Annotated in this window: 27 protein-coding genes; 14 read left to right on the plus strand and 13 right to left on the minus strand. The window is 45.8% G+C overall.

From position 1 onward, the window contains the following. The first annotated feature begins 101 nt into the window (after positions 1-101). The 7 genes from E4663_RS14990 (at position 102) to E4663_RS15020 (ending at position 5,503) form a co-directional block, all read left to right on the plus strand. Complete coding sequence (locus E4663_RS14990) at positions 102-1,235, plus strand: conserved virulence factor C family protein (RefSeq protein ID WP_135328223.1); 1,134 nt, start codon at positions 102-104, stop codon at positions 1,233-1,235. Positions 1,236-1,246: 11 nt separating this feature from the next. Further along, positions 1,247-1,675, plus strand: coding sequence for a BrxA/BrxB family bacilliredoxin (locus E4663_RS14995; RefSeq protein WP_079477199.1), 429 nt, complete (start codon positions 1,247-1,249; stop codon positions 1,673-1,675). A gap of 183 nt (positions 1,676-1,858) precedes the next feature. Continuing rightward, positions 1,859-2,161 (plus strand): hypothetical protein, encoded by a 303-nt coding sequence (locus E4663_RS15000; RefSeq protein ID WP_135328224.1) that lies wholly within the window; start codon positions 1,859-1,861, stop codon positions 2,159-2,161. 60 nt (positions 2,162-2,221) lie between these two features. Beyond that, positions 2,222-2,932 (plus strand): response regulator transcription factor, encoded by a 711-nt coding sequence (locus E4663_RS15005; protein ID WP_135328225.1) that lies wholly within the window; start codon positions 2,222-2,224, stop codon positions 2,930-2,932. Beyond that, a complete protein-coding gene (locus E4663_RS15010) occupies positions 2,929-3,975 on the plus strand; it encodes a sensor histidine kinase (protein WP_135328226.1) in 1,047 nt (348 codons plus the stop codon). Before E4663_RS15005 ends, E4663_RS15010 begins: the two co-directional genes overlap by 4 nt. Further along, a complete protein-coding gene (locus E4663_RS15015) occupies positions 3,968-5,203 on the plus strand; it encodes a molybdopterin-dependent oxidoreductase (RefSeq protein ID WP_135328227.1) in 1,236 nt (411 codons plus the stop codon). The genes E4663_RS15010 and E4663_RS15015 overlap by 8 nt, the downstream gene beginning before the upstream one ends. A gap of 111 nt (positions 5,204-5,314) precedes the next feature. Next, the gene (locus tag E4663_RS15020) at positions 5,315-5,503 is read left to right on the plus strand and encodes a hypothetical protein (RefSeq protein ID WP_079477204.1); all 189 of its coding nucleotides are present in this window, start codon (positions 5,315-5,317) and stop codon (positions 5,501-5,503) included. Between the two features lie 174 nt (positions 5,504-5,677). Here the strand turns inward: E4663_RS15020 and mscL are convergent, their stop codons facing one another. Then, the gene (gene mscL / locus E4663_RS15025; RefSeq protein WP_079477205.1) at positions 5,678-6,157 is read right to left on the minus strand and encodes a large conductance mechanosensitive channel protein MscL; all 480 of its coding nucleotides are present in this window, start codon (positions 6,155-6,157) and stop codon (positions 5,678-5,680) included. A gap of 64 nt (positions 6,158-6,221) precedes the next feature. Next, complete coding sequence (locus E4663_RS15030) at positions 6,222-7,340, minus strand: cysteine desulfurase family protein (protein WP_241657217.1); 1,119 nt, start codon at positions 7,338-7,340, stop codon at positions 6,222-6,224. Between the two features lie 101 nt (positions 7,341-7,441). Here E4663_RS15030 and nadB point away from each other — a divergent pair, with 101 nt between their 5' ends. From nadB to nadA, 3 genes are read left to right on the plus strand one after another with little or no spacing between them, the layout of a single operon-like run. After that, complete coding sequence (gene nadB, locus E4663_RS15035) at positions 7,442-8,989, plus strand: L-aspartate oxidase (protein WP_135328228.1); 1,548 nt, start codon at positions 7,442-7,444, stop codon at positions 8,987-8,989. Continuing rightward, the gene (gene nadC / locus E4663_RS15040) at positions 8,970-9,815 is read left to right on the plus strand and encodes a carboxylating nicotinate-nucleotide diphosphorylase (RefSeq protein WP_135328229.1); all 846 of its coding nucleotides are present in this window, start codon (positions 8,970-8,972) and stop codon (positions 9,813-9,815) included. The genes nadB and nadC overlap by 20 nt, the downstream gene beginning before the upstream one ends. Continuing rightward, positions 9,815-10,921 carry a quinolinate synthase NadA gene (nadA, locus tag E4663_RS15045; protein WP_079477209.1) on the plus strand — a complete coding sequence of 369 codons (1,107 nt, stop codon included), beginning with the start codon at positions 9,815-9,817 and terminating at the stop codon, positions 10,919-10,921. The genes nadC and nadA overlap by 1 nt, the downstream gene beginning before the upstream one ends. 96 nt (positions 10,922-11,017) lie before the next feature. Here nadA and E4663_RS15050 read toward each other — a convergent pair whose 3' ends face one another. From E4663_RS15050 to E4663_RS15065, 4 genes are read right to left on the minus strand one after another with little or no spacing between them, the layout of a single operon-like run. Continuing rightward, the gene (locus tag E4663_RS15050) at positions 11,018-11,815 is read right to left on the minus strand and encodes a LiaF transmembrane domain-containing protein (protein ID WP_135328230.1); all 798 of its coding nucleotides are present in this window, start codon (positions 11,813-11,815) and stop codon (positions 11,018-11,020) included. Beyond that, on the minus strand, positions 11,812-12,870 hold the full coding sequence (locus E4663_RS15055; RefSeq protein WP_135328231.1) for a hypothetical protein: 1,059 nt from the start codon (positions 12,868-12,870) through the stop codon (positions 11,812-11,814). The genes E4663_RS15050 and E4663_RS15055 overlap by 4 nt, the downstream gene beginning before the upstream one ends. 11 nt (positions 12,871-12,881) lie before the next feature. Then, positions 12,882-13,280 (minus strand): zf-HC2 domain-containing protein, encoded by a 399-nt coding sequence (locus E4663_RS15060; protein ID WP_135328232.1) that lies wholly within the window; start codon positions 13,278-13,280, stop codon positions 12,882-12,884. Then, positions 13,281-13,754, minus strand: a complete 474-nt coding sequence (locus E4663_RS15065; protein ID WP_241657218.1) for a sigma-70 family RNA polymerase sigma factor — start codon at positions 13,752-13,754, stop codon at positions 13,281-13,283. 308 nt (positions 13,755-14,062) lie between these two features. Between E4663_RS15065 and guaC the strand changes: the two genes are divergently transcribed. Continuing rightward, positions 14,063-15,043 (plus strand): GMP reductase, encoded by a 981-nt coding sequence (gene guaC / locus E4663_RS15070; RefSeq protein WP_135328234.1) that lies wholly within the window; start codon positions 14,063-14,065, stop codon positions 15,041-15,043. A 57-nt stretch (positions 15,044-15,100) separates the two neighbouring features. Next, positions 15,101-15,286 carry an H-type small acid-soluble spore protein gene (locus tag E4663_RS15075; protein ID WP_079477215.1) on the plus strand — a complete coding sequence of 62 codons (186 nt, stop codon included), beginning with the start codon at positions 15,101-15,103 and terminating at the stop codon, positions 15,284-15,286. 351 nt (positions 15,287-15,637) lie between these two features. Here E4663_RS15075 and E4663_RS15080 read toward each other — a convergent pair whose 3' ends face one another. Next, positions 15,638-16,468 (minus strand): LysR family transcriptional regulator, encoded by an 831-nt coding sequence (locus E4663_RS15080; RefSeq protein ID WP_158290514.1) that lies wholly within the window; start codon positions 16,466-16,468, stop codon positions 15,638-15,640. Positions 16,469-16,531: 63 nt separating this feature from the next. Here E4663_RS15080 and E4663_RS15085 point away from each other — a divergent pair, with 63 nt between their 5' ends. Then, on the plus strand, positions 16,532-17,158 hold the full coding sequence (locus tag E4663_RS15085; protein WP_135328236.1) for a YczE/YyaS/YitT family protein: 627 nt from the start codon (positions 16,532-16,534) through the stop codon (positions 17,156-17,158). A 66-nt stretch (positions 17,159-17,224) separates the two neighbouring features. Here the strand turns inward: E4663_RS15085 and E4663_RS15090 are convergent, their stop codons facing one another. Genes E4663_RS15090 through E4663_RS15100 form a run of 3 tightly spaced genes read right to left on the minus strand, consistent with a single transcriptional unit; the run spans position 17,225 to position 20,183 of the window. Next, on the minus strand, positions 17,225-17,947 hold the full coding sequence (locus E4663_RS15090) for an exonuclease domain-containing protein (protein WP_135328237.1): 723 nt from the start codon (positions 17,945-17,947) through the stop codon (positions 17,225-17,227). After that, positions 17,944-18,906 (minus strand): DUF294 nucleotidyltransferase-like domain-containing protein, encoded by a 963-nt coding sequence (locus E4663_RS15095; RefSeq protein WP_135328238.1) that lies wholly within the window; start codon positions 18,904-18,906, stop codon positions 17,944-17,946. The genes E4663_RS15090 and E4663_RS15095 overlap by 4 nt, the downstream gene beginning before the upstream one ends. Before the next feature lie 14 nt (positions 18,907-18,920). Further along, on the minus strand, positions 18,921-20,183 hold the full coding sequence (locus tag E4663_RS15100) for an ammonium transporter (RefSeq protein ID WP_135328239.1): 1,263 nt from the start codon (positions 20,181-20,183) through the stop codon (positions 18,921-18,923). A gap of 137 nt (positions 20,184-20,320) precedes the next feature. Here E4663_RS15100 and E4663_RS15105 point away from each other — a divergent pair, with 137 nt between their 5' ends. Beyond that, a complete protein-coding gene (locus E4663_RS15105) occupies positions 20,321-21,010 on the plus strand; it encodes a DUF421 domain-containing protein (protein ID WP_135328240.1) in 690 nt (229 codons plus the stop codon). Positions 21,011-21,043: 33 nt separating this feature from the next. Here E4663_RS15105 and E4663_RS15110 read toward each other — a convergent pair whose 3' ends face one another. From E4663_RS15110 to E4663_RS15120, 3 genes are all read right to left on the minus strand, one after another. Continuing rightward, positions 21,044-22,093, minus strand: coding sequence for an SDR family oxidoreductase (locus E4663_RS15110; protein ID WP_135328241.1), 1,050 nt, complete (start codon positions 22,091-22,093; stop codon positions 21,044-21,046). Positions 22,094-22,257: 164 nt separating this feature from the next. Further along, positions 22,258-23,019, minus strand: a complete 762-nt coding sequence (locus tag E4663_RS15115; protein ID WP_135328242.1) for a SurA N-terminal domain-containing protein — start codon at positions 23,017-23,019, stop codon at positions 22,258-22,260. 226 nt (positions 23,020-23,245) lie between these two features. Further along, complete coding sequence (locus tag E4663_RS15120; RefSeq protein ID WP_206663495.1) at positions 23,246-23,995, minus strand: sulfite exporter TauE/SafE family protein; 750 nt, start codon at positions 23,993-23,995, stop codon at positions 23,246-23,248. Positions 23,996-24,049: the final 54 nt, after the last annotated feature.

The following is a 24,049-nucleotide window of genomic DNA, read 5'->3' on the forward strand; positions in this document are numbered from 1 at the left end:
TTACGCATGACGCCTCTCCTTGGTTTCACTTTCTTATTCATGGATGACTTTTCGGATCTTTGATAAAATAGGAAGAAATGTGTAGCAAGGGGGAATGATGCATGAATATCGTATCCATCGAACCAACTCCCAGCCCGAATTCCATGAAAATCAATTTGAAGGAGAGTCTTCCTGAAGGGGAGACTCATAACTATAAGAAGGATGATGATCACAGTTCTTCTCCTGAATTTGTGCAGCAACTATTTGCCATTGAAGGAGTGAAAGGGCTCTATCATGTCCTCGACTTCATCGCGCTGGAGCGTAACGCCCGTGTACCATGGGAGTCCATTCTTCCAGAAGTACGAAAAGTATTCGGATCGGGAGAAGGGGAGCAACCTTCCGCGTCCGGTTCTAGTGAAGAGGACTTTGGTGAAGTAAAGGTCTTCATCCAAATGTTCAAAGGGATCCCGATGCAAATTAAGCTCGACGACCGTGGTGAGGAAAAGCGCGTCGGCCTTGAGCCGCGCTTTCAAGAAGCCGCTATGGAAGCAGCACCCGCTTCTCCTAACATGATCATGGAGCGTGAATGGGTGGAGCAAAGCACTCGATATGGCGATGCGGACGAAGTCGGCGAACAGGTAAAAGAAGAGATTTCAGCAAGTTACGACCCAGAACGACTACGATCTCTTATTAAACAAGCGTTTGATCAAAACTCGAAACTAGACGAACCTGAGGAGAAAAAGTCAGATATCACGCTAGAAACATTGGATCATGATGATTGGAAGGTGCGCTATGCTGCACTCGACCGCATGGATCCAACTGCTGAAGATTACCGTATCTTAGACAAAGCTTTGGATGATGACAAAGCATCTATTCGAAGGCTTGCGACGGCTTACCTCGGAATGATCGAAGAAATGGAAACACTTCCTTTCCTTTACAAAGCATTGAAAGACAAGTCCGTCACCGTAAGGCGTACCGCGGGGGATTGTATTTCTGATCTTGGGTTCAAAGAAGCCATGCCGAAGATGATTGAATCCCTAGAAGACTCGAACCGTCTCGTCCGCTGGCGTGCTGCGATGTTCTTATACGAACTAGGGGACGAAACAGCCCTTCCTGCCTTGAAGAAAGCAGCAAACGACCCTGAATTCGAAGTCCGCTTACAAGTCAATATGGCTATCGAGCGTATTGAAGGCGGCGAAGAAGCAAAAGGCTCTGTATGGCACCAAATGACACAAGCTACTAAACAAAAACCATAGGAGGAATTACCATGAATCCATATGAAGCGTACATGAAAGAAATCTCTCAACCGATGCGTAACGAACTGACAAACGCAGGTTTCACAGAACTGACCACTCCCGAAGAAGTGGACGAGTTCATCAGCACTACTAAAGGGACATCCTTAGTAGTCGTCAACTCTGTCTGTGGATGTGCTGCCGGTTTAGCCCGCCCTTCTGCACGCGAATCCCTTTCTAATGAGAAGAAACCGGAGCAGCTTGTTACCGTATTCGCGGGCCAAGACCGAGAAGCGACAGCTCGGATGCGCGAATACTTTGAAGGCTATGAACCTTCCTCTCCATCCATGGCTGTGTTGAAAGACGGCCAAGTGGTACACTTCATCCCGCGTGAAGAGATCGAAGACCACGAACCGGAAGAAATCATCGAGAACTTAACGAAAGCTTACAACGAATATTGCTAACTATCTAAGACCACTTTCTTTAGGAAAGTGGTCTTTTTTATGTGGATATGGGGTTATCGAGGAATTCGACAACGTTACAACACAATCACTCCCACTTTTAATACTTTTGTAAGGTTTGCTTAAGTGATTTGTAAGTGCTGCCGGGTATAGTATAACCAAACCAATAAAGGAGAGTGTTTGGAAATGAAAAAATGGATGATCATGATGGGACTTGCTTCTGTACTTGTCCTCGCAGCTTGTGGAGATTCAGAAGGCGATCAAATGGATGGCGACACAGAAGAGCAGATGGAAGACGATATGAGCGGTGATTCTGGAGACATGGAAGATTCCGAAATGAATGAAGAAGGTGACATGAACGAAGATATGGAAGGTGACTCAGAGATGGATGAGAACATGGAGAAGGAAGACTCAGATATGAGTGATAGTGACATGGAAAACTCCGATATGGACGATAGTAGTGATGACCAGGAGATGGACGACCAATAATAACGCGACTCCCTCTTCGTTCATGCTATGATGAATGAAATAAGACGGGAGGCATACGAAATGACCACAAAAACCATATTAATCGCGGATGACGAACCATCGATTCTCGATGTATGCCGGCGCTACCTGGAACGGGAAGGCTACACGATTCTAATGGCCGGGGACGGAGAAGAAGCGCTGATGAAATGGCGTCATCAACATCCCGACCTCGTCATCCTCGATTTGATGATGCCGAAAGTAGATGGCTGGCAGGTGTGTGAGACAATTCGTAAAGCGGACGAAACCCCCATCCTCATGCTCACCGCCAAGTCAGAAGACTATGACCTTCTGTTCGGTTTGACCATCGGAGCGAACGATTATATGAGTAAGCCTTTCAATCCGCAAGAACTAGTGCTCAGGGTCGGGTCCATATTCCGTCTCATCGACTCCCATAAGCATGCACCTGAACTAAAAGAACATGAATGGATGGAAGCAGGCGGAATTGTTCTCAATAGAGCAACAAGAGAAGTTACGGTCGATGGGAAAGCCGTCAATTTGACTGTAAAAGAATTCGATCTTCTGCATCTGTTAGTCACTCACCCAAAACAGGTATTTTCTAGAAGCCAGTTGCTAAGACTGGTTTGGGATACGAGCTATGACGGAGACACCACCACGGTCACCGTCCACCTCAGAAGACTTAGAGAGAAAATTGAAAAGGATGCTTCACACCCTACGAAACTGCACACGGTTTGGGGAATCGGTTATAAGTTCGATACGGGTGATGCGGAATGAAGATTAAAACGATTTTTTTAATTGCAAATGGCAGCAGTATCCTGTTTATGACGACGTTCTTGATCATTGGATATTTCTCCATGTTTTTATCAGTCGAAATGATCGGATGGCTCTCCCTTTTAACGCTCGTATCCGCTCTCGTCTCATTTATCTTGTACTACTTACTCACCTCCCCCGTCGAACGTTCGATACAACGCTTAACCGAAGAAGCCGGTCACATGTCAACACAGGACTTCGGTACATCGATTCCGGAGGAAGGTCCTTTGGAAATCCGTTTATTGACCAGACGATTCAACGATATGAGCAATCGACTGAGCCGCTCATTTGAGGCCATCCAAAAATCAGAAACCTCAAGGAAAGAACTTGTCGCCAATATTTCGCATGACCTTCGCACACCAATGGCTTCGATCCGCGCTTTTATCCAGGCGATCCAGGATGGGATCGTCGATGATCCGAAGTCTAAAGCCCAGTACATGCAGACGATTTCTTTGGAAGTCGAGCGATTGGACCAGATGATCCAACAGTTATTTGAGCTTTCCGTTTACGATTCCGGGCAGCTTGAAATACACAAAACGGCAATCGCAGCGGATCAGTGGTTGTTAGAGGTTTTAGAGCACGAGCGATTCAGCCTTGAGAACGAGCAGATTGAGGTGAACATTGACCTCCCTGAACGGGTATCAGACTTATATATCGATAAAGAAAAGATGAAGCGTGTGATGATCAACCTACTCGACAATGCCATCCGCCATTCTAAGAAACACTCGATCATTACGATTGGGCTTACTTTAAAGCAAGAAGACACCATTCTTTACATTAAAGATGAAGGGGAAGGAATCTCTCCCGAACACCTCCCTCATATCTTTGAACGAACATATCGTGTTGAAGCTTCCCGCAACAGGAAATACGCAGGCACAGGTCTCGGACTTGCCATTGCTAAACATATTGTCGAGGCACACGATGGCACCATTACTGTTTCTAGTGAATTAGGAAAAGGAAGCTGTTTTCGCATAGAGTTACCAAAAGGAGAGACAACTCATGGATAAGCGCATTTTTTATAAAAAGCAGCAGAAGTTCGGACAAAAGTTGAAGCAGCTTCACCATTGGAATGCCCTCCTCTTTACGTTCCTCGCCTTTACCGGCCTTATCCTAGTGTCGTCTGAATTCCGGCAGTGGCTGCCCCAAGTTCGCATTTGGGTGAGAGACAGCCATATCTGGATCGGATTTATCAGCCTCCTTCCCCTCCTATTCTATGGACCAAAGCTGGTTAAGCATTTGAAAACGTTAAGGAAAAGGAGAAACAACCGAGTTAACCTTTATGTCGTGCTCTTCGTGTTAGTTGCGCTGATTGCCTCAGGATTGTTGCTTACATTCCAACGCAGTCTTAACCCAGCACTCAGCTCATTCGCCTTGATTACACATGACATTATGACTTGGTTTGGTGTCCCTTACCTGTTGTACCACAGCATTACAAGGAGCCGCTGGTTCAAGGCAATCGAAAAACGACGAGCCGAGGAAAAGCAGAACAAACGCATGGTGATCGAGGAAGGGAACCCGGTTATGAATCGTCGAACCTTTTTGAGGCGTGGGACAGGTACGGGGATTGCACTTGTCTTTACTCCTTTCATTTACCAATGGGCGAAACCTTATTTAGGAATTCAAAGCAGTTCGAGCTCAACCTCCACGCTTCCTCTCACAGAAGCATTCAGCCCGATGCCGACACCATTACCAAAATCGAAACCACCGATTGGTGGCGGAAGGTCCGGTGATTTCCGTTACTATACGGTTACTCGGATGCCGGACATTTCGGATGAGAACTTCTCTTTTACAATCGACGGGCTCGTGGATCGCTCAAAGCAGTGGGATTGGAAAGACTTTGTGAACCTCAGCCGAGAAGTCCAAGTCTCAAACTTCTATTGCGTCACAGGCTGGAGCGTATATGACGTCACGTGGGAAGGAATTAAACTCCGCGACTTGTTGGAAAAAGCCGGTGTACAAAAGAAAGCCACTCACGTCAAATTCTATTCACAGGACGGCGTTTATACGGACTCTTTGACGCTCGACCAAGCGATGGATGCCGATGTAATGGTCGCCATGTTGATCGACGGGGAACTCATTCCCAATCGAAATGGCGGTCCAGTCCGACTGATTGTTCCAAAAATGTACGCGTACAAATCTGTGAAATGGCTCAATCGCATCGAGCTTATTGACGAAGAGCACATCGGCTACTGGGAACAACGTGGTTATAGTAAAGACGCATGGGTCAATCTATGATCCCATCTACCCATTTATTGTCATTTACCTTATCCTAACCTTGATGTAACCTTCTTTTTACAAACACTGGGTATAGTCACCTTGAACGGCTAAGAAGAAGGAGGCGTTATCATGTTGAAAAAGTGGTTACTAGCAATCGGACTTACCTCTGTACTTACGTTGGCGGCTTGTGGTGGAGATGATGAAGGCGACATGGAAGATCAAGAATCTGGCGAGATGGAGGACTCTGGTTCTGACGATGGTGAAATGGACAGCTCCGAAGACAATGAATCTAGCGAAGACTCCGAAAGCGAAGAATAGGAAGTAAAAAAGAGGACCTCATAATGAGGTCCTCTTTTGCAGGTTATCGAAAAAGTGTAGAGTTTAGTTTTGTTATAAAGATAGTGTTTCGTGGTCTGGAAAACAACTCGCTTTCCGTGGACGAGTGTCGAGCTTCCTCGCTCGCTTTGCTCACTGTGGGATCTCGACGATCACCTATTTCACCCGCCACTTCGGTTTATCAAACGTACGCTTCTCTAAGCTCGACGAACAATTAGGGCAGATGACTGCCTGGCTCGGAATGGGCATACAGCAATACGGACATTCCTTTTTGGTCATCGAATGCATGGGATGTTGGTGTGGCTTTTTCCAACGATTGATCTGCCTTACTACTAGGAAAACCGCAAACATAATAATCATAAACCGAATTGATGCGGTCAGGAATACTCCATAATTGATTGTTGCTGCCCCCGCCTCTTTCGCTGCTGCAAGCGACGGGTAGTAGTCTCCACTCAAGCTGATGAATAAATCTTCAAAGTTCATGCGCGCATATACCAATCCTATTGGCGGCAGCAACACATCCGTTACGAGGGAATCAATCAACGCGCTGAAAGCAGCCCCTACGACCATCCCCACACCGATATCAACAGCACTGCCGCGGACGGTGAATTCTTTGAATTCGCGGAACAGATTCATAGAATCCCTCCTTTATTCCTTACTCTATGAAAAAAGGAGACAAGCTATGTTCAGATTCTAAAGCTCAAGGCGCAGCGGAAACAGTTGAGTATTCTGCCACAATTCCATTTAAACAATCTGCCAACCCTAGAACATCCGCTTCGGTATGCGATGGATGAAATGAGATTCGTATGAATGTTTCTGCAAGTTCCTCGTCTATCCCCATCGCATCTAGTGTGGGTAAAGTACTGTCTTGGTAGGACTGACAGGCACTTCCTACAGAAAATGCATAGCCTCTCCTACTTCCTTCAAGCATCAGCCACTGACCAGGTACCCCCTCTACTAATAGACCAAGAATCGGCACCTCTTGATCACGTGTATCGCCTACCAGTTGGAATGAACTCTCTAATTTTGTTAGAAAAATAGATTTCAAGTAGGAAATACGCTCTTCTTCTACATGATGATCAGCGGCTACAACGAAGGAAGCGATACCCGGGGTGTTGAGCGTTCCAGGGCGCACACCCGACTCATGTGTAACGCTTGGAAAAATAGGTGTGAACGATAGAGAAGGGCGTATGTAAACGGCTCCTACCCCTTTCGGTCCGCCGATTTTATGAGCGGACAGTGAAAAACTGTCGACAAGTCCCACAACATTTGTTACATCGATCTTGCCGAATGCTTGGACGAAGTCACTATGCAAGAACACTCCACTCTCTGCACAGAGTCGATGGATAACTTCGAGAGGCTGAATCGTGCCGAGGTCCGAATTAACAAGTTGTACCGACACTAAAGCTGTATCTTCCGTCATTTCATCTTGTAATGCTTCTACATCGACCACTCCACTTGTTGTTAAAGGAATACGACTGATGCGCCACCCCTCTTTTTCTTTCTTCTCTACAATCCTTCTTACAGACGAATGTTCAGCAGCAGAGATGATGATGTGATTGCCACTTCCAGCAGAAAGCAGCGCCTCGATCCCGAGCCAGTTACCCTCTGTCCCTCCACTTGAAAAATATAAACCTGCCGGGTCCACATTCAGAGTAGCGGCTAGCGTTTGGCGACTGTGTTCGACAAGCGCTTTTGCATTCGTTCCGACATCGTGGACACTGCTAGTATTTCCATAATATTCTCTGGCAGCTTTCATAAAAGCACTCAGGGCATCTTCTGACATCGGGCTTGTAGCTGCATAATCAAAATACTTCAACCTTCAACACTCCCTCATTTCGACTTTTCACTTGTCATAAGTGTAATTGTATGTAAATATAGGTGTAAATACACCTGTTAAAACATAAGGAGATAACTCACATGAACAATGCGGACGTAATCATTGTCGGAAGCGGAGTTGCAGCTTTACAACTGGCGAAGCATTTACATAAGGACATTAATGTGATTGTTTTCACAAAGTCAGATGTGACGAATGGCAACTCCCGCTATGCTCAAGGTGGCATTGCAGCAGCGATTGGTGAAGTCGATCATCCCTATGCTCATTATCTAGACACAATCGACGCAGGGCGATTTGCGAACCACGCCCAAACGACACTAGAAATGACTCGAGAAGCACCAGAGATTGTCCGCGAGTTGATGGAGAGCGGATGGGCTTACGACAAAGATGACCGTGGTCACGTTCAACTCGGACGCGAAGGTGGCCACCATGACCATCGCATCATTCATAGTGGAGGCGACCAGACAGGAAAGCAACTGACGGAACACATACTCAATCAGATTGAAGCGAACGTGAAGGTTCTTGAAAATCACTTCGTCTATGAGTTGTTGGTCGAAGACGGTGTTTGCCGCGGAGTCCGTTGCATGTCTGATTCGGACGTGGAGATATTCACAGCTCCGCACGTCATTCTGTCGACCGGAGGCTGCGGTCAATTATACTCGTTCACATCGAACGCGGAAACGATTACGGGGGACGGCTTTGCTTTAGCTTATAACGCCGGCGCGGAAATCATAGACATGGAGTTCATTCAATTTCACCCGACCCTATTGTATGTCAAAGGGGAAACGCGAGGTTTGGTGACCGAGGCTCTTCGAGGTGAAGGTGCTGTTTTAGTAGATGAGAATGGACGACGGATCATGGATGGCCTCCATCCTATGGGTGATTTAGCTCCTCGGAATATTGTGGCCCAGGCGATTTATGCAGAACGGGACAAAGGACATGACGTTTACTTAGACATTCGCAACATAAAGCATTTATCCAGCAGGTTCCCGACAGTGACTGCACTATGCACCGAATACGAGGTTGATTTGATAAAAGGGTTAGTCCCCGTATCACCAGGTTGCCACTTCATCATGGGAGGTGTTGCCACCGATCGAATCGGGAGGACCACCATAGATGGGTTGTATGCCATTGGAGAGGTTGCTTGTACCGGCGTCCATGGGGCCAATCGTTTGGCGAGCAATTCCTTATTAGAAGGATTAGTGTTCGGAAAGCGTCTGGGTAAGTGGATTAATGACCAGAAACGCTCAGAACACACGAAGAAAGGTCTTCAGTTACCGCTATTACTGGAACCGCTTTGCGAATTGCCACCTGTTGGCGTTATACAAAAGACGATGATGGAGCGTGTGGGCATGGTCCGTTCAGCTGAAGGCCTGAATCAGCAATTGAAGTGGCTGGAATCCTTCCAACTCGACCGTTGGTTCTCCTTTGACTTGAGTTTGCTCACTACTAAACAAGTGACCACCCTATTCATGCTGCGAACGGCCTGGCTGATCACCATATCGGCGCTCGAGCGAGAAGAAAGTCGCGGCGCCCATTATCGTAGTGATTATCCTGAAGAACTGAAATCGTGGCAATCCAAGCAAATTGTTCAAGAAAAGAGGAAATCCAATGAACCCATTCATTTATAGGAAAAGTCTAGAATCATTTTTCATGGAGGATATCGGCGAACGTGATGTGACGAGCGACCTTCTCTTCCCTACTTACGCCAATGGTGAGATGACGCTCGTCACCAAACAGGACGGCGTTTTCTGCGGGAAAGACATCATCAAGCTAGGATACGAACTGCTCGACGCTTCTGTAGAAGTGACCGTCCACGTACCGGAAGGCGCTCACCTTGCTCCCGGAGTGCAAATCGCCACCATTCAAGGCCCAGTTAGAAGTCTATTAAAAGGAGAACGCGTCATTTTAAATTTGATCCAGCGAATGAGCGGGATTGCGACCGTCACACGAAAAGCAGTCGAAATTGTCGGAGACTCTGCGACCCGCATATGTGACACGCGTAAAACGACGCCTGGTCTGCGAACCTTTGAAAAATATGCTGTACGTGCTGGAGGAGGATACAATCACCGCTTCCGCTTGGATGATGCCGTCATGTTGAAAGACAACCATATCGCCTTTGCCGGTTCCATCGCAGCAGCCGTCGAGACAATCCGTGCTGAACTTGGCCATATGATCAAAATCGAAGTCGAAACAGAATCAGAAGAGCAGGTGAAAGAAGCCGTTGCCGCTGAGGTCGACTGCATTATGTTTGATAACCGGTCCCCTGAGGAAATCCGTCACTTGCGTACGCTTGTCCCAAGTACCATCACGACCGAAATTTCAGGTGGTATCCACCTTGATAACCTTGCTGCCTACAGGGACTTGGGAGCCGATTATATTTCACTCGGAAGCTTGACTCACTCTGCCCCGTCTCTTGATATTAGCGCCAACGTAAAACCAGAGGAGGAGAATTGATGAACCTTTTTGAAACGATGCAGACCCAACACCCCACCCTTCCGGAGCGTTACCAGAACATGTCCGAGGATGAACTGCGCTCTATAGTGAGTCGTGTGAAATCCGAGATGGGAAGCCGTTTGTTCTTACCAGGCCACCACTATCAGAAGGATGAAGTGATCGAATTCGCTGATGCACGCGGAGACTCCTTGAAGCTTGCACAACTCTCTGCTAGTCAGCACGAGGCAGAAGCCATCGTTTTTTGCGGTGTGCACTTCATGGCAGAAACGGCTGATATATTGACGCGAGAAGACCAGCACGTCTATCTCCCAGACATGCGTGCAGGCTGTTCGATGGCCGATATGGCGAACATCCAACAAACGGAAAGAGCTTGGGCAAAACTGATGGAGTTGTTTGATGATACGATCCTTCCTCTTACTTACGTTAATTCAACCGCTGCCATTAAGTCGTTCGTCGGAAAGTATGGCGGTGCTACAGTGACTTCATCCAATGCAGCGGACATGATCAAGTGGGCATTCGATCAAAAAGAACGCATCCTCTTTTTGCCGGACCAGCACTTAGGACGTAACACAGCTTATGACTTAGGAATCCGCCTTGAAGAAATGGCCGTTTGGGACCCAATCAAAGAAGAATTAATTCATGAAGTACCTGTAGAAGATGTGAAAGTCATCTTGTGGAAAGGACATTGTTCTGTCCACGAAAACTTCCGCGTGACAAACGTTGAGCAGGTACGTCGTGACTACCCTGATATGAACATCATCGTCCATCCCGAGTGTAGCCGGGAAGTCGTTGAACTCTCCGACTACGCTGGGTCGACGAACTACATTATCAACCAAATAGAAAACGCACCAGCCGGAAGTTCGTGGGCAATCGGTACAGAGATGAACCTCGTTAACCGCATTATCCAAGAGCATCCGGAGCAGCATATCATTTCCCTGAACCCGATGATGTGCCCTTGCCTTACCATGAACCGAATTGACCTTCCACACCTGGCTTGGTCCCTGGAATCGCTAGCGAACGGAAACCCGCAGAACGTCATTAAAGTGGACCCTTCCACTGCAATCGATGCGAAAAAAGCTCTCGACCGTATGCTAGAACGAGCTTAACCACCATAAGCCAAGAATGAACACGAGCCCGTTCCTATATGTATTGCTGCATAAAGAAAACCCGAACCAATCGTTCGGGTTTTCTAGATAATAATTCTATTCGTAGATATCCAATTCAGCGACATTCGGGAGACTGACTGTATGGGTACCTTCACCAAACACCTGATTTTCCTCAGAGCTTTCCAAATGGGCATCGATATCTTCGCCGACACGCAACTTGACATAGCCCCCATCTTCAATCGACCAGTCCGCTTTCAAGCTGTCTAAGGTAACATCAAGTTGAGATGCTTCTCCCCTCACTTCCACATCTACATCATATGGTAGGGAGAGGACCGGCTTCACTTGTTGGTTGCCCGTATGGAGAAGCTGAATATGCAGCGTATCCCCCACACGGTTTACGTCTACCACATCTATTACTTCCAACGTTTCTTCTTGATGGTCATTGGTTGTATATCGACCAAACATTTTTACAAGATCTGTTTGATTCGTTTCTAATTGCACCTCCTGCATTCCCATCTCTACGACGATTTTATCTACATCAGAGACTCTCTCTTCAAATACTGGCAAAGCTTTTTCCACCGTTTCGTAATAGACTTGCGCTTTCACTTCTTCTACGAGTCCAAGCGATGTAAAAGAATACAACGCAATGCCGACAGTCCCCAAGATCCCTATAAAGAAAATCGAGACAAAATCATAGTGAATGACAGGCTTTTCTTGCTTAGATAAGAACAAGTAAACTATCACTTCGCAGCCGAGAACGACTAAGATCAGCGGCCACCATGTAAGACTAATCGAAAATATATCCATATCAAGAAAGGAACTCAGCAGCAACAGCGCCCCAAGTAATACAAGCGTAAGTCCCATCGATACGGTTCCAACTCGCCATTTCCTCATGAGTGCCCCTCCTTTTTCTTAGACCCTGATAATAACTTGATGCCTCCGCCGATAAACAAGATAGATACAACGATCAACTGGAAGTACTGTTCGTAATAAAATCGTACATTCAAGTCGAATGCCTGTCTGATCTGCTCATCGAGAAGCGGAACAGCGATGCGGTCCATCAAATAAAAAACACCTAGTAAGATCAGGAGGATACCGAACCAGCGCTGATGATTGACGAACTGCTTCACGACCGGGGTATCTTCCAGTTCTTCGTATTCCATTTTGTTGCTTTGCTGGAGCGTATCAAAAAAGCTGTAAAACCAGATGACTGGAATAAGGAATAAGAAGAACGACAGGCGTAGTACGTCGAGTATATAAACGGATAGTAAGAACCCGACCATCAATTGCAATCCTCTGCGTTGCAGCCCCATGTACATATGCCCAGCTCCCGGGAAAATACCTAGTATCGTTGCGATCACTTTACTCTTCTGACCCCCGGCACGATGACGATCTAAGTCTTCGATCAACGTACGGTCCTCAAGCACCTCTCCAGCCTCTTTCTTTTTCTGCAGTTGAATAACATCAAACAGTCCATAAATCCAGATCACCGGCAGAATGAGTAAGAAAACAAGAAACCCACTTGCGGAAGTCATTGCTGTAACGAACAGCACCATGACTCCCATTCCGATGAAAGCTGTTAAGAAGGTTAGCCCTCGTTGATTCAATCCCAGGTGAAAGTGCCCAAGCCCCGGTATAAAGGATAGGATGATTGTAAAGAACCGATCCCTTTCTTCCCCTACTTGCTGGACCTCTGCCTTTTGTTGATTAGACAGCAAAGTGACGACCATATCGAGCAAATTTAGTGCCCAGACTAAAGCAGATGCCAGCAACACTAAAACGATGAACGTTTCCGAAATCCCTCCCATAACTGCAACTAAAAATCCAAACAATAACGGGGCACCAAACCCCAACATATACAAGAAACCACGAACCCTTCTGCCGATGTACATATGCCCGAATCCAGGAATCAAAGATAGGAAAAAGGCAAATATAGGCGATTTATTCATTTTACTCCTCCTTATCGATTTGTCATTTTATCCATTAAACTTCCGGTTTGATCAAGAATTTGTTCCGTCAACGATGGTTGCTGTTCAAACGAATCCGGATCCATAGAATCCGTCATCAGATTGAACACCCCAGACATCATTAAGACAAGGGTGAGCCCCGCTGCTACGAGGTAGTGAGCGAATGAACGGGACTTCTTCTGCTGCTGGAAGGTCGGATGTTCTTTCACAATGCGATTCACCGCCTCATCTGTGAAGGTTGACGGTAGCGATGAGTCTTCTTCTAATAAAAATAGATACTGATCAAAGCAGTCCTCACATTCAGAGAAATGATCTTCTAATCCATCACTCTCTTCGTCGGACAATGTTCCACTCACATAGTCGCGTATTTGAGCCTCTGACAAATGTTCCATTCAAAAATCATCCTCCTTCCAATGTTGTTTCATCCACTTCCTCGCTCGGTACAACCTCATTTCGATTGTCTTCTCCTCTAGCCGGTGCTCGCTTGCGATTGCCGCATAGGATTTCCCCTCTATGTAATACGCATAGACGACACCCTTATAGGTTTCAGGCATCTTAGCAATGGACGCTGTAACCGCCCTTGACTTTTCCTCCTGTAGCCACTCATCCTCCGCGCTCTTAGATGCTTCCTTACTAGGGGCATATTCCGTCAAAGCTTCCCTCTGACGCTGCTTCTTCCGTTTGGCATCCAATGCCGTACGAAAAGCAATTCTGGAAAGCCAGGTTTTGAACCCTTTCTGCTGATAAGAAGGGAGAGCATCCACCATCTTGATAAATGTTTCCTGCGCCACGTCTTCTGCCTCTTTCTCATCCCGCAATACGCCGAAGACGACTTGGTAGACAGTATGCTTATACTTCTCAATCACGAGACGCAGCGCCTGCTTGTGACCCTTCTTTATTTTCTCAATCAGAACATCCTCCTGAATGACACTCTCCCTCCCTTCTTGCTGACTCTATCTATATAGACGTATAATCTCCGTTTATCCCCTACAAAAAATCAGAAAAAAATTCAGAAATGCTAAAAAAGCGTACAATACGCTGAATGAAGTAGATAATGTATGGATAAATCACTAAAAACCGCTTTGACATTCCCAGAAGATTCCGTTACGATAACTAATAGACGAACAATTAACTTTCAAGCGAATAAATCGTTCGCTTTTTTGAGGTGTATAAAATGGAAAACGTATTTGATTATGAAGACATTCAATTGATTCCCGCCAAATGTATCGTGAACAGCCGCTCTGAATGCGACACGACGACCACACTCGGAAAACACAGTTTCAAGCTACCGGTCGTTCCTGCCAATATGCAGACGATCCTCGATGAGAATGTTGCTCGTTTCCTAGCTGAGGAAGGCTATTTCTACATCATGCACCGCTTCGAACCAGAAACTAGAAAGAGATTCATTAACGATATGAAACAAAACGAGCTCATCTCTTCCATCAGCGTAGGTGTCAAGGATGAAGAGTATGGCTTTATTGAAGAGTTGAAGAACGAAGGATTGAACCCTGATTACATTACGATCGACATCGCCCATGGCCATTCGCAGGCTGTCATCGATATGATTCAGCACATCAAGCAGAACCTGCCGGAAACATTTGTGATTGCCGGAAACGTCGGAACGCCTGAAGCAGTGCGTGAACTGGAGAACGCCGGGGCAGACGCAACGAAAGTCGGAATCGGACCAGGGAAAGTGTGCATTACGAAATTGAAGACCGGTTTCGGAACCGGAGGCTGGCAGTTAGCAGCAGTACGTTGGTGCGCGAAGGCTGCAAGTAAACCGGTCATCGCAGACGGCGGCATCCGCACCCACGGCGATATTGCGAAATCGATTCGCTTTGGCGCTACTATGGTCATGATTGGATCACTGTTCGCCGGACACGAGGAATCACCAGGAGAATTGATTGAAGAAGAAGGTCAGAAATTCAAAGAATACTTCGGCTCTGCTTCTGAATATCAAAAAGGCGAACGGAAGAACGTGGAAGGAAAGAAAATGATCGTACCTTATAAAGGCTCTTTGAAAGATACATTAGTGGAAATGCAGCAAGACCTGCAATCCGCTATCTCTTACGCCGGGGGAACGAACTTGGATGCTATCCGGCACGTCGATTACGTGGTTGTGAAGAACTCGATCATGAATGGCGACTCCTTGTAGAACATGCATAACACACGACCTTTTTACAAAAAATATCTCGTAAAGGAGGTCGTTGTCATGAACAAGGAGCGTGCGAAAGAGATATACAATTCTCCGGAGATGATTCATGTGATGCATGAGGACCGAGAGATTTATATTGAAGAAGTCATCGAGAAGAATGAAATGGCACGGATTCATCCTGTGGATCAGCCGAATGTGTTTCAAGAAGTGCCATTATACGAATTGAAAGAACGAACGCATTAAAAAAAGGTCAACTCTGTTATCAGGGTTGACCTTTTTCTCTGCCCTTTTGGAAGTTAAGCCAGCATAATTGGTAAGATAGACGCTTCTTATCTGACATTTCCGTATCTTGTTCGGTCTAAAACGTCCTTGACCCACCCGCTCTCTGCCATTTTCATCACCCCACCTATTTGAAATGTCAGAGAAAGGCTTTGTAACTTACCTTTTCAGCAAAAAACCCCACTTAAACGTCATAGAGGCATTCCGTGTTGAAACATTAATCAAACGTTTGTTTAAAATCAACCGATAACTTCAGGTTATACTACGATGACTTTTTTGTATTTCTCACACCTGCCCAGAGCTTATAAAATAGACCTAAGAGAACTTTTCATACAGGAAATCGAGCATGGCTTCTGACGTGGCATACAAATACATTTCCCGAAAAAGCTGCTGATCGGAAATCGGAACAAACGTCACTCCTCGATACTCGATTTGGTTCGCCATAATCGAAGGAAGGTAGGCGATGCCCATCCCTAACGAAACGAGACCCGTCATAGCTTGATAGTGCGTTTCAATCACTTCCCCAGTGAATTGACGGTCATTCATGATCAACCGGAGCTGTTCGGCTAGGGTGGATCTTTGGGAAGGAATGATTTGTGTGTATTCCAAACAATCTTCCAACGAAACGTGGCTTTGGGAAGCGAGCGGCGATGCAGCCGGTACAGCAGCCAGAAATTCATCTTTAAACAAGTACTTGGAATACAACCCTTCCACTTGAGCGATATCCTGAACAATTGCCGCGTCAATGCGGTTGTCTTTAAGAAAAGGGATGAGGTCCTGGCTATCATCTTGGATGACAGTAACGTAGAAGTTGATCCGTTGCAGCTTTGCGTAATGCTCATGGATGAAATACGAACTTAACAGCGGCGTAGAACCGAAACGAACTTCATCATGCTTTTTATATTGATTGACGGTCGTTTCCACTTGTTGAAACAAAGGCTCTAGTTCGTAAAAAAGAGATTGGCCCTTCTCCGTCAGTTGCAGCCCCTTAGACGATCTAGAAAACAAGCGGAAGCCAAGCTCTTCTTCTAATTGCTTCATCTGCTTACTGAGAGCAGGTTGGGAGATATAGAAACTCTCCGCCGCTTTTGTATAACTTTTCAGTTTGGCGATTTCGATGAAATACCTGAGTTTATGAAACAACACGGTCATGTCCTCCTTTCTCTAACTATAACCAGAAGTTATCTAAAATACAAAGAGGTGAATATTATGAAACGCCTGATCCTGTACACACTTGGTATAGCCATCACTTATTTAGGAACCTCGATTGTTGTGAAAGCAGCACTAGGTGCCGGATTTTGGTCCGCTTTGTTCGTGGGTCTCCACGAAAGGACAAGTCTGCCATCCGGACTATGGTTCGGTATCGCCCAGTTCATCCTTGTATTCATCAACGCTTTTTTGAAGAAGAGTTCTATTGAATGGTCAGCGATTTTTCCACTTCTGATCGAGAGCGCCTTCTTTACTCTTTGGCTGGACATCGTTCTTCACAGCGTCGATCTAGAAGCAGCGCCACTTTATGTAAAAGGCACAGCATTCTTACTCGGACTGGTCATCGCAACCTTCGGTGTAGGCTTGTATATCCAAACGAAGTTGACCAGATCCCCTGTAGACGAGTTGTTCCTTGCACTTAGCCAACGTCTAAAATGGCGCATCAGCACTTCTCAAATCACAATCGCAACCATCGTAACAGCATTAGCACTGTTAGCGGGTGGCCCCGTAGGTCTCGGCACTGTCCTTGCAATGTTGTTGATGGGACCTTTAGTCGAGTTCTGGGATACAAGGTTCAAAAACGCAGTCACTCTTCATCCAAAAGGCAAGATGCATCCCTTTGCTTAGTTTGATTCGAATGGAATAAACATGAAACATCCGAGAGAGGAGCCTGGTTACCCAGACTCCTCTCTTTTATGACATCGTAGCTATTTTAGTGTAGAGCTCCCCAAGAGTATGAACTTCCACTTCCTGAAGCTCCTTCACACCTTTCACCCATAACTCCGCTGTCGCCACCGCGTCATACAGGGCATGGTGGCGCTGTTGAATGGGGATTTGATAATAATCACAACAATCATCTAACGACAGCATCCCCTTATTCTCATGCGTCACTTTCGGAATAAATGCCGAATCAACAATGCGATGCTGAAAACTTTTCCTAAGCGCAAGCCATGTCGCATGGCTCATAAATTGCTTTTCATGATGGGCATGATGCGCAACGAGCACATCATTCTTCACGAACGAATAGAAGTCTTTCAGCACATCCCGAAGAGGGGGTGCTTTTGCTACATCCTCTTCCTTAAGTCCAGTCAGATCCTTAATTTCTTGAGATAATTCCTTGTCATGATGAACAAGCGAATAAAAAGTATCCTCCGGAGAAACAACTCCCCCACGGACTTTCACCGCACCGATCGAAAGGATCGAGTCTCCTTTATAAGGAAAGAAGCCTGTTGTCTCTAAATCAAACACGACCACCGGGAGTTCCTCTAACGGAACATCCATAGGGTCGCGATTCTTCATTTCCCTCTCCAAATTCCTAACATACGCCACTTTTCCCGGATCATTGCCATTAAGAGAAGAGAACCCACTACCCAGCCGGTCCGATAAATCTTTCACGAACTGAACAAATGGATTCATAGCACGCCTTCTTTCTTCATGATCGATTTCATCGTTGAAAACAATTTGTGGCCCTGTTTAATCGCTTCTTTCAGTTGTTGTTTATCTCCTTTTGATAGCTGTTTTACCGGCAGAAGATGAACCCCTTCATATGAGTCAGATTGAACTTGATAACGAAGGCGTAGTTCCAACAGCCCAAGAAAATCCTTTTCAAAAGAGCCCACCGTTGGATAGCGTTCTTTCATGGCGGCCATTCGCGACAGTGTAGAAGAATCATCCACGCCCCGGAGAAGTGCCAGCATTCTCAAAGCATTCACGTATGGAAAATAGGCGGTTTGCTTGATGTTTATATCTCCTTCGTGCTCGCCTTTCTGCTCCGGTAGTAACTGCCCGAAGATCCCTACCCCTTTTTTGATCATTTGCACGTTATCAACCAACCGGGCATATAGTCCCGTATTCTCATTTAGATAAGAAAACACTTTCTCTTTTACATGAACTAAAAATTGTTTCTCACCAACCAGTACGCGTGAGTCGAAAAAGATGGAGAAATTCCGAAGCGAAGACCATTCTGGTTCCATCAGCCACCTCTCCACCTGATTCGAAAAGGAGTCGACAGACTGGCACCACAACGGATTAGAAGCCATCACGTTCCCCTCACAATAGGCATAGCCAACGACGGCCAATCCGTCACTTATTTCCTCTCCCATCTTTAAAAAGTAGGCTTGGTGATCTCCTTCAAACAAAAGACCATGATCTTGGTCACTCCAAAACGACTGCTCATAGCGCCCCGCACTTCCCATCAGAAAAAACGCAAAAGGAGCAGGAACCTCGCCCTGCTCTCTCTCAACCTTCCCCTTAGCTAGTTGTACCGTCTGATAAATCAATTGATCATGAAAGGCATTCAGCTGGAGTGGATCCTCCGCCACAGAGCGAATCGTATCCTCTCGCCATGCCCGAATTTCTTCATATGTGGTAAACAATCAAATTCCACCCTTTATGCTCCTGACTTGGATTTTGGCGGCGTCAAGTTCTCAGGATAACCATACCCGCCGTGTTCACTAATATCAAGACCCATAATTTCCTCTTCTTCTGTGACACGAAGCCCGCCCATCGATTTGTCCATCACCTTCAAGATGATATAAGAGACGATAAAGGCATACAAACCACAACTGACTACACCTAGAATCTGAACTCCCAATTGTTCGAATCCACCACCATAAAACAGACCAGGACGACCGACCGTCGCAAGTTCCGGTGTCGCGAACAATCCGTTCGAAAGTGTACCCCAAATACCGACTGTACCGTGAACAGATAACGCAAAGATCGGATCATCTATTCTCCTCTTGTCGAAGAACCTCATACTGAAGAAGACAAATGCCCCACCGATCAGGCCAATGATGACAGCAGCCCAAGGTTCAACAAACGCACAAGATGCTGTAATAGCGACCAAACCTGCCAAGGCACCATTTAACGTCGTCGGAACGTCCGCTTTTCCTGTAACAGCCCACACCATAAGCATGGCTCCGATAGCACCAGCGCCGGCAGCAAGTTGAGTATTGAGCGCCACATAACCGAAGAAGGCATCCGCTACCCCAAATGTACTTCCTGCATTAAAGCCGAACCAACCAACCCAAAGAATCAATACACCTAAGGCTGTAAACACTTGGTTATGACCAGCAATCTCGTTGGACGAACCGTCTTTGTTGTATTTTCCGATACGCGGTTTCAAGATCATCGTCGCAGCAAGAGCAGCTGCAGCACCAGTCAAGTGAACGACAGTCGAGCCAGCGAAATCCTGTTTTCCGTGGTCAGCTAACCAACCTCCACCCCAGATCCAGTGTGCGACTACAGGATAGATCAAGATAGAAAACAAAATAGCAAATATGACATACGCTATAAGCTTCGCACGTTCAGCAAATCCACCAAAAGCAATTGTCATAGCAATTGCTGCAAAGGCAAGTTGGAACAAGAAGTCGACCGAACCCGCAAGCCCTTCGCCCATCGTAGTAGCATCACCGTAAAAGAAATTAGAAAACCCGATTATAGCGTTACCTTCCCCGTAAATCAGACCATATCCGACAGCCCAGAAAACCATTGAAACAATACCGATCGTAAATACTGTCTTACCTGCAATATGCCCTGCGTTTTTCATACGGGTCGATCCTGCTTCCAGAAGAATAAAGCCACCCTGCATAAGCAAAACCAGTATCGTGCAGACTACAATCCATAAGTTGTTCATAAGAAACGTTGCTTCCATGTAAGTACAATCCCCTTTATGTTATTTTTCCTAACATCATATGTTATTCTCAATCGTACCAAAATCTGAAAATTAACACAACAATAATGTCAGGATTTCTAACATCAAAATCATTCTATTAAAAGGAGAAGGAAATGATGCCTGTACAAGAATTAATTGTTAGACTCTTGATCACCTTCGTGACGCTGCTCGCACTAACACGGATTATGGGAAGAAAAGAAATTTCCCAAATGACCTTCTTCAACTTCGTTTCTGCGATTTCCATCGGTACCATCGGCGCCTCATTAGCTATTGACCCAACATTCAGTCTACGTAATGGCTTTATTGCCCTTTTCGCTTGGACAGCCCTTACTCTTTTGGCTGGATTGATTGATATCAAATCCAGACCTCTCCGAAAGGTAATTACCGGGGAGCCTGTCGTCGTCATCGAAAATGGAGAGATAAAGGAGAAGGGGTTGAAAAAGACTAGACTTGATCTTGAGTCGTTGGAAGTAATGCTCCGGAAGAAAAACACCTTCTCCCTCAAAGAAGTGGACTACGCCATCTTCGAAACGGACGGGACACTATCGGTCAAGAAGAAAGACGAATACCAACCTATTACAAAAATGAAGTGGAACCAACCGTCACCACCGAATACGTATCCTGTTCCACAAGTAGTCGTAGCTGATGGGAATGTCGTCAATGAGAACTTAAACGCTTTGCATTTGGACGAACAATGGTTGAACGACCAACTTCAAACATCAGGGGTAACATCTCCGGACGACGTGTTCTACGCTGAAGTACAGCAAGATGGAAGCTTAACCTTTGATCTGAAAGATTCAGAATAAAAAAACCAGCCTGTAAAAAGGCTGGTTTATTCGTTATATACGATTCTTTCCGGATATGATGGTACGCAATACATCTTCTGTTACGTCAACAGGCTCTACTCCGGCCTGCTTAAACAACTGCTCGGCGTTCTTATTGTCAAAATGGATCGTTTTTTTCAAATAGGCATGGAATACACTCAATGGTTCGTTGAATAACTTCTCTTGATCACTTAACTCATTTTGTCTATCAGGTGAAACCAACTCTACATTATGAAAATCCAACTCGTCCTTTAAAAGCTCGAATACTTCCGCATTGCTCGGAGGATGATCATTAGTCAGGTGGTAAATCGTCTTGTGATCAGCGTGCCTGAGTCCGGCAACCAGACCTTTTACGACATGGTCAACAGGGATCAAATTCTGTGCTGCCCCTTGATAGCAGACGAACTTCACTTTTTGTGCAGGCGCGTTTCCTTTTCGCTCCATTTTTCTCTTCATTAGCTGGAAGCTTCTAATGATACCATACAAAGCAAACGTCGACTCCGCTTCCCCAGTCTTCGAATCCCCGATGATGATCGACGGGCGGAAGATGTTCACTTGGAAATGGTCAGCGTAATCGAATACCAAGTGCTCGGCTTGACATTTCGTTTTCTCATAGTAATTCAAGAAGCTGCGTTCTAATGAATGGAGTTGCTCAACCGCTTCTTCTTGATTTCCAAGCGTGTAGGCTGTACTGACATGGAAGAACTTCTTCACTTGAAGCTCCTTTGCAAGCTCCAGCAAGTTCTTCGTCCCTCCGACGTTTATTTCATACAGTTGCTCTTTCTCCTCGTCATCAAAGGACAAGTAAGCCGCAATATGATAAACACAGTCGATTGACCCTTTCAGAGATTCAATCGTCTTAGCGGAGAGTCCTCCGTGTTCTTGCGTAATATTCCCATGTAAAATGTTCAAACGATTCTGGTCGTTCGCAGCAACTGCCCCCTTCAACATCTCCGCTTTCTTTTCATTCCTTACTAAAGCGAAGACTTGATGCCCCTCTTCAAGAAGGCGTAACGTCAATTGCTTCCCCACAAACCCGGTTGAACCTGTCAAAAGTATCTTCATCATCTCTTCTCCTATTTGTGTTGTTTAGTGACACGTACTATATGTGCCACACCACGAAATCAGCTCTGCTAAAAGTGTAGCATACCGTCTCTATTCAGACTATAAAGGAACGGCAACCAAAAAAAGCCAGGCCTTTTCTTCAGGCCCGGCTTTTCTATTCTTTATTACAGATTAACAGTTACGTCTGCATCTTCGCGTAGTTTCTCAATCAACGTTTGATAAACTTCTGCTTCTTTTTGACGTACAAGCTGCTCTTCGATGCTTGGTTTCACTTCTTCTAGAGAAGGTACTTCCGCTTCAGAATCCGCTTGTTCTTGTTGGGATTTGAATTGATCGTAAGCTTCTTGAACTTCTTTTTCCGTTGGTTGAAGATCGTCAGACTCACTTGCTACAAGCTTCTCAAGCTTCAACTGCTTCTCGACTTGTGACATAACTTCATCTTCTTTCATGCCTTGCTCTTTAAGAGCAGAAAGAAGCTTGTCTTTCGATTCCATTTGCTGCTGCTTCGCTAGGCTTTCCAGTTCTTCGTTCTTTTCTTTGTCTGATACAGTTAGATCGCGGTTGTTCGCTTCCTCAATCAACAATTGTTGGTTTACAAGGTTATCTGCAACCTGTTTCTTAAACTGTTTCTGATCAAGTTCTTGACCTGTCATTTGAGACTGCATAGCGGCTTGTTGGAACTGAGATTCATACGTTGAAGTGAACTCATCTTTCGTAATTTCTGTTCCGTTGACTTCCGCTACAACGTCCGGTACACCTTCAAGATCCGGCTCAGGCATTTCCGCTTGCTGCTGTTCTCCGCTTTCTTCCTGTGTATTCTCTTCATTGTTTGATTCGTTATTATCTCCAGCTTCTTCGCCATCACTACAAGCTGCAAGTAGTGCGACAAAAGCGACAAGTAGTAAACTTAAGATTTTTTTATTCAATGTTCATGTCTCCTTTATGATTCATCGTGTTTGTCATTGTAACATGTGATTATGTGCTGTCTACACCTTCCAGTAGCGAAACTCACCATGTTACATTTTTTTAATGTCCGAAACCCCGTCATAACAGCTCTCAGCAGGTAAATACCCCACTCATCTCTCTAAATGTGTAAAATTTGTGGAACACCTTAAACTTCCCTATTATACAGTCGCTTAAACCATATAAAGGTTACACCGTTTTGAAAAATAACCTTACTGCCATGGCGACAACCGCAACAATCAAGATCCGTTGCACCCATTTATCCCCGTGCTTCACTGCGAATCTACTGCCTAACAACGCCCCTAAGCTAGTGCCAGCAGCTAATGTTAAGCCATATCCCCAGTGGACCTGTCCATTGACAATGAAAACAACCAGAGCCGATAAGGTATAGATGGCCACGACGAACACCTTAATGCTGTTGATATTTACGAGGGATAACCCCGACACAAGCGTGAGCGTGGCAATAATGATAAACCCGACTCCAGCTTGGATGAAGCCGCCGTAAACACCAACAAAGAAGAAGATGACCATCAACCCGATCCGCTTCGGCCACGTTTGACCTTCGCTGGCTGCGGACAGCCGCTTATGTGGTTTCCATACAATAATAACGAGAACCACGATCATCACAATGGATAAGATCCGGTTGAACAAGTCATTTGACATCGTGACTGCTATCTGAGCACCGACGATCGATCCGATTAAAGCTGGAATGGCAAGCATCGTACTGAATTTCCAATCGAAGTAGCCGCCTTTCCGGAAGGAAGCAATGGCTACGATGTTCTGCGCCATCAGCGCAATACGGTTTGTACCATTCGCCACGGCGGACGGCAATCCGAACAAGATAAGGAGTGGCAACGTTAACAACGATCCTCCTCCTGCCATTACGTTTATAAAACCGGCTCCAATGCCCGCAACAAATATCGCCAATAATGTCATCATACGTCCATCCTTCCCATAATCTACGTTTCACTATACCAAAGATATCATTTGATC

The sequence above is a fragment of the Halobacillus salinus genome (assembly GCF_004684905.1).
GTDB lineage: Bacteria > Bacillota > Bacilli > Bacillales > Halobacillaceae > Halobacillus > Halobacillus salinus.

Coding starts and splice junctions, on each gene's coding strand:
- E4663_RS15110 (WP_135328241.1), bottom strand. CDS start 22,093: ATGAAGATACTTTTGACAGGTTCAACCGGGTTTGTGGGGAAGCAATTG.
- E4663_RS14990 (WP_135328223.1), top strand. CDS start 102: ATGAATATCGTATCCATCGAACCAACTCCCAGCCCGAATTCCATGAAA.
- E4663_RS15055 (WP_135328231.1), bottom strand. CDS start 12,870: ATGAATAAATCGCCTATATTTGCCTTTTTCCTATCTTTGATTCCTGGA.
- guaC (WP_135328234.1), top strand. CDS start 14,063: ATGGAAAACGTATTTGATTATGAAGACATTCAATTGATTCCCGCCAAA.
- E4663_RS15085 (WP_135328236.1), top strand. CDS start 16,532: ATGAAACGCCTGATCCTGTACACACTTGGTATAGCCATCACTTATTTA.
- E4663_RS15105 (WP_135328240.1), top strand. CDS start 20,321: ATGCCTGTACAAGAATTAATTGTTAGACTCTTGATCACCTTCGTGACG.
- E4663_RS15020 (WP_079477204.1), top strand. CDS start 5,315: ATGTTGAAAAAGTGGTTACTAGCAATCGGACTTACCTCTGTACTTACG.
- E4663_RS15010 (WP_135328226.1), top strand. CDS start 2,929: ATGAAGATTAAAACGATTTTTTTAATTGCAAATGGCAGCAGTATCCTG.
- E4663_RS15005 (WP_135328225.1), top strand. CDS start 2,222: ATGACCACAAAAACCATATTAATCGCGGATGACGAACCATCGATTCTC.
- E4663_RS15120 (WP_206663495.1), bottom strand. CDS start 23,995: ATGATGACATTATTGGCGATATTTGTTGCGGGCATTGGAGCCGGTTTT.
- E4663_RS14995 (WP_079477199.1), top strand. CDS start 1,247: ATGAATCCATATGAAGCGTACATGAAAGAAATCTCTCAACCGATGCGT.
- E4663_RS15050 (WP_135328230.1), bottom strand. CDS start 11,815: ATGAGGAAATGGCGAGTTGGAACCGTATCGATGGGACTTACGCTTGTA.
- E4663_RS15100 (WP_135328239.1), bottom strand. CDS start 20,183: ATGGAAGCAACGTTTCTTATGAACAACTTATGGATTGTAGTCTGCACG.
- E4663_RS15090 (WP_135328237.1), bottom strand. CDS start 17,947: ATGAATCCATTTGTTCAGTTCGTGAAAGATTTATCGGACCGGCTGGGT.
- E4663_RS15000 (WP_135328224.1), top strand. CDS start 1,859: ATGAAAAAATGGATGATCATGATGGGACTTGCTTCTGTACTTGTCCTC.
- E4663_RS15075 (WP_079477215.1), top strand. CDS start 15,101: ATGAACAAGGAGCGTGCGAAAGAGATATACAATTCTCCGGAGATGATT.
- E4663_RS15060 (WP_135328232.1), bottom strand. CDS start 13,280: ATGGAACATTTGTCAGAGGCTCAAATACGCGACTATGTGAGTGGAACA.
- nadC (WP_135328229.1), top strand. CDS start 8,970: ATGAACCCATTCATTTATAGGAAAAGTCTAGAATCATTTTTCATGGAG.
- mscL (WP_079477205.1), bottom strand. CDS start 6,157: ATGAATCTGTTCCGCGAATTCAAAGAATTCACCGTCCGCGGCAGTGCT.
- nadA (WP_079477209.1), top strand. CDS start 9,815: ATGAACCTTTTTGAAACGATGCAGACCCAACACCCCACCCTTCCGGAG.
- nadB (WP_135328228.1), top strand. CDS start 7,442: ATGAACAATGCGGACGTAATCATTGTCGGAAGCGGAGTTGCAGCTTTA.
- E4663_RS15015 (WP_135328227.1), top strand. CDS start 3,968: ATGGATAAGCGCATTTTTTATAAAAAGCAGCAGAAGTTCGGACAAAAG.